Source organism: Methanophagales archaeon, from assembly GCA_021159465.1.
GTDB lineage: Archaea > Halobacteriota > Syntropharchaeia > Alkanophagales > Methanospirareceae > G60ANME1.
The window spans coordinates 1-3051 of record JAGGRR010000206.1; the positions used below are offsets into that span (position 1 = coordinate 1).

At 46.3% G+C, this 3051-nt stretch carries 4 protein-coding genes; all 4 read right to left on the bottom strand.

Annotated features, from left to right (window positions below):
• Positions 1-49 precede the first annotated feature (49 nt).
• Entirely contained in the window at positions 50-706 is a 657-nt protein-coding gene (gene phoU, locus J7J01_08940; GenBank protein ID MCD6210990.1) for a phosphate signaling complex protein PhoU, read from the bottom strand.
• Between the two features lies 1 nt (position 707).
• Positions 708-1466 carry a phosphate ABC transporter ATP-binding protein gene (pstB, locus tag J7J01_08945; GenBank protein ID MCD6210991.1) on the bottom strand — a complete coding sequence of 253 codons (759 nt, stop codon included), beginning with the start codon at positions 1464-1466 and terminating at the stop codon, positions 708-710.
• Positions 1467-1508: 42 nt separating this feature from the next.
• The gene (gene pstA / locus J7J01_08950) at positions 1509-2348 is read right to left on the bottom strand and encodes a phosphate ABC transporter permease PstA (protein MCD6210992.1); all 840 of its coding nucleotides are present in this window, start codon (positions 2346-2348) and stop codon (positions 1509-1511) included.
• A gap of 1 nt (position 2349) precedes the next feature.
• On the bottom strand, positions 2350-3051 hold a 702-nt coding region (pstC, locus tag J7J01_08955; protein ID MCD6210993.1), incomplete at its 5' end, for a phosphate ABC transporter permease subunit PstC.

A 3051-nucleotide genomic window follows, 5' to 3' on the forward strand; every position in this document is an offset into this window, starting at 1 on the left:
TTTCCCGGTTATCTGCACCTTTCTCGCTTCCATTTTTATACTTTCACCATCACTCTAACTTCCTCCGCTCACCGGTAACCATGTATATAATCCGGGAGGCAATGTTGCACGCATGGTCACCGATTCGCTCTAAATGCAGTGCTACGAAGAGTAAATGCGAAGCGTTTGCTATACATCTCGGGTTTTCTATCATTATCATCATCAATTCCCGCCTCACCTGGTCGAATAGCGCATCTATCACATCATCTCGTTCCGAGAAATCTTCTAATATTCCTATATCTCGTGTGGAAAACGCCGTGAGGCAATCAGAAATCATACCCTGTGCAATCTCCGACATCCTCGGTACGTCAATCAGCGGTTTCGCAAATGGTTCATCACCTATCCTATGGACAATCTCGGCAATGTCACCCGCTAAGTCGCTTATCCTGTCGAAATCTGTGATTATCTTCATACACGTCCCTATTGTTCTCAAATCAGAAGCCATTGGCTGTTGCAATGCGAGCAGTCTCATACATCTGTTCTCTATATCAAATTCCAGCTCGTCTATTACTGCGTTTTCTTTTAGTATCCTCGATGCTAACGCTGTATCGCGCTGTACAAGCGCTTTAATGGCGTTCTTCGCAGATTCCCTCGCCAGTTCGCCCATCCTCTGCACTTCGTCCTTGAGCTTTTCCAAATCCTCTATGTATTCTTTCCTTACTGCCATCTCACCCAAACCTCCCGGTAATATAATCTTCAGTCCTCTTATCCTTCGGGCGCTCAAATATCTGTGTGGTCTCACCAAACTCTATCAGTTTGCCCATGAGGAAGAAAGCGGTAAAATCTGATACACGTGCTGCCTGCTGCATGTTATGCGTCACTATCACAATCGTATAATCCTTGTTCAATTTCCGCAGCAAAGCTTCTATCCTCGCGGTTGATACCGGGTCAAGTGCCGAACAGGGCTCGTCAAAGAGAATGACTTCCGGATTCACCGCTAATGCGCGTGCTATACACAACCTCTGTTGCTGACCTCCGGATAACTTCAATGCGTTCTCTTCCAGCCGGTCTTTCACTTCTTCCCACAACGCTGCTTTCTTCAAACTCTCTTCCACAATTCTATCCAGCCTTCTGTTTCGTACTCCGTGTATCCGTGGACCGTAAGCGACATTATCATATATGCTCATCGGGAACGGATTTGGCTGCTGAAATACCATCCCTACGCGTTTCCTCAACTCAATAACGTCCACTTTTCCGTTGTATATATCAACTCCGTCTATGATAACCTCACCTTTCGTCTTCACACCGTTAAGTTCGTTCATCCTGTTCAACGCCCTCAAGAAAGTCGTCTTGCCGCAGCCTGAAGGTCCTATCAATGCCGTTATCCTATTCGCTTCTATCTTTATGCTCACTTCTTTCAACGCATGCACGGTTCCACCATCGTAATAGACATTCAAATTCCTGGTTTCTATCTTACTCTTACTCATCTCTCACCACTTTTTTATTCTTTTCACCCCCTTTGATCACGCTCATACGCCTGACCTGACGTATCTATTCCGAAGTAACAAAGCGAACACGCTTATCATTAAGAACATCATGATTAACACGAGAGAAGCGCCAAATGCGTATGACTCCGCCACATCCCTGGAGGCGGGAACCACTGTCAGTATCATATAAATATAAACCGGTAAAGCACCAACATCGTCCAGTAATGACCGGGGTATATAGGTAACAAGACCTCCGGTTGTGAGAAGTATAACAGCAGCTTCTCCTATCGCCTTCCCGGCACCCAGCAGTATCCCGGTTATTATACCTGGATAGGCATTTTTCAGCACCACATTGCGTATGGTTTGCCATTTAGATGCGCCTAAAGCAAGAGAAGCTTCGCGGTAAGACCGGGGGACCGTTTTTATCGCTTCTTCTGAGGCTCTGACCGTCCATGGCAGGATCATGAATCCGAGAGCCAACCCTCCCGATAACATGGAAGGACCGAACCCGATATGATAAACGAGGAATGTAAGCCCGAACAAGCCTATCACTATTGATGGTATCCCGGCTAAGCATTCCACAAAGAACCTGACGCTTTTTGTTACTATATTCTCCGTGGCGTATTCAGCAAGATATATCCCCGATGCTATACCAAGAGGAACGGCAAAGAGCAGACAAACAGCGAGAAGACATAATGATCCGATTATATGTGGAAATATGCCCCCCTCCTCAAGTGCTGCATAATTTGGCGATTTCAACAAGAAATCGGGGCTTATGACCTGGATACCTTTCAAAAATATGTATCCCACTACCCCGAACAATACTGCTACGGAAATTAAAGCTACCATGCACAGACTTATTTTTATTAACTCCTCCTTCATCTTATCCCCTACCAATCACCCCTTTTATTATGCTGGTGGCGCCAAATCGCCCCTTTATCGCAACAGTTGTTACTAAATTGAGAATTGCAACTATCACGAACAGAACAACTCCGATGGCGAACAGCGCATGCTGATGCATTGAACCCCACACCGTATAGGAATATTCGAGCACAATCGTGGATGTAAGCACGCGTACCGGCTCCAATACGGACGAAGGAATCCAGGGTATGTTCGGATTACCAATGACCATCAAAACCGCCATTGTCTCTCCTACCGCATTTCCCATACCCAAGATCAAAGATGCTAAAATCCCGGAACGCGCAGTTGGCAATAATACTCTCCTGATGGTTTGTAACTGTGTAGCACCAAGAGCGAGCGATGCCTCCTTATATCCCGCTGGAACTGCTCGGATAGAATCCTCAGATATGCTGATCACATGTGGCAGAGTCATTATTGCCAGGATTAGCCAGCCTGCTAATATACACTCTCCATAACCACCAAACGAGTTTCTTATAAATGGTACAAGCACCATTAACCCGAAAAATCCAAGCACTACCGATGGAATCCCGACCAGCATCTCCACACACGGCTTTATAATGTTACGAACCCAGCGAGGAGAGAATTCAGCTAAGAAGATTGCAGTCGGTATGCCAATAGCCGCGGCAATGGCTAACGCGCCAGCGCCAACCACGAACGTGCTCAC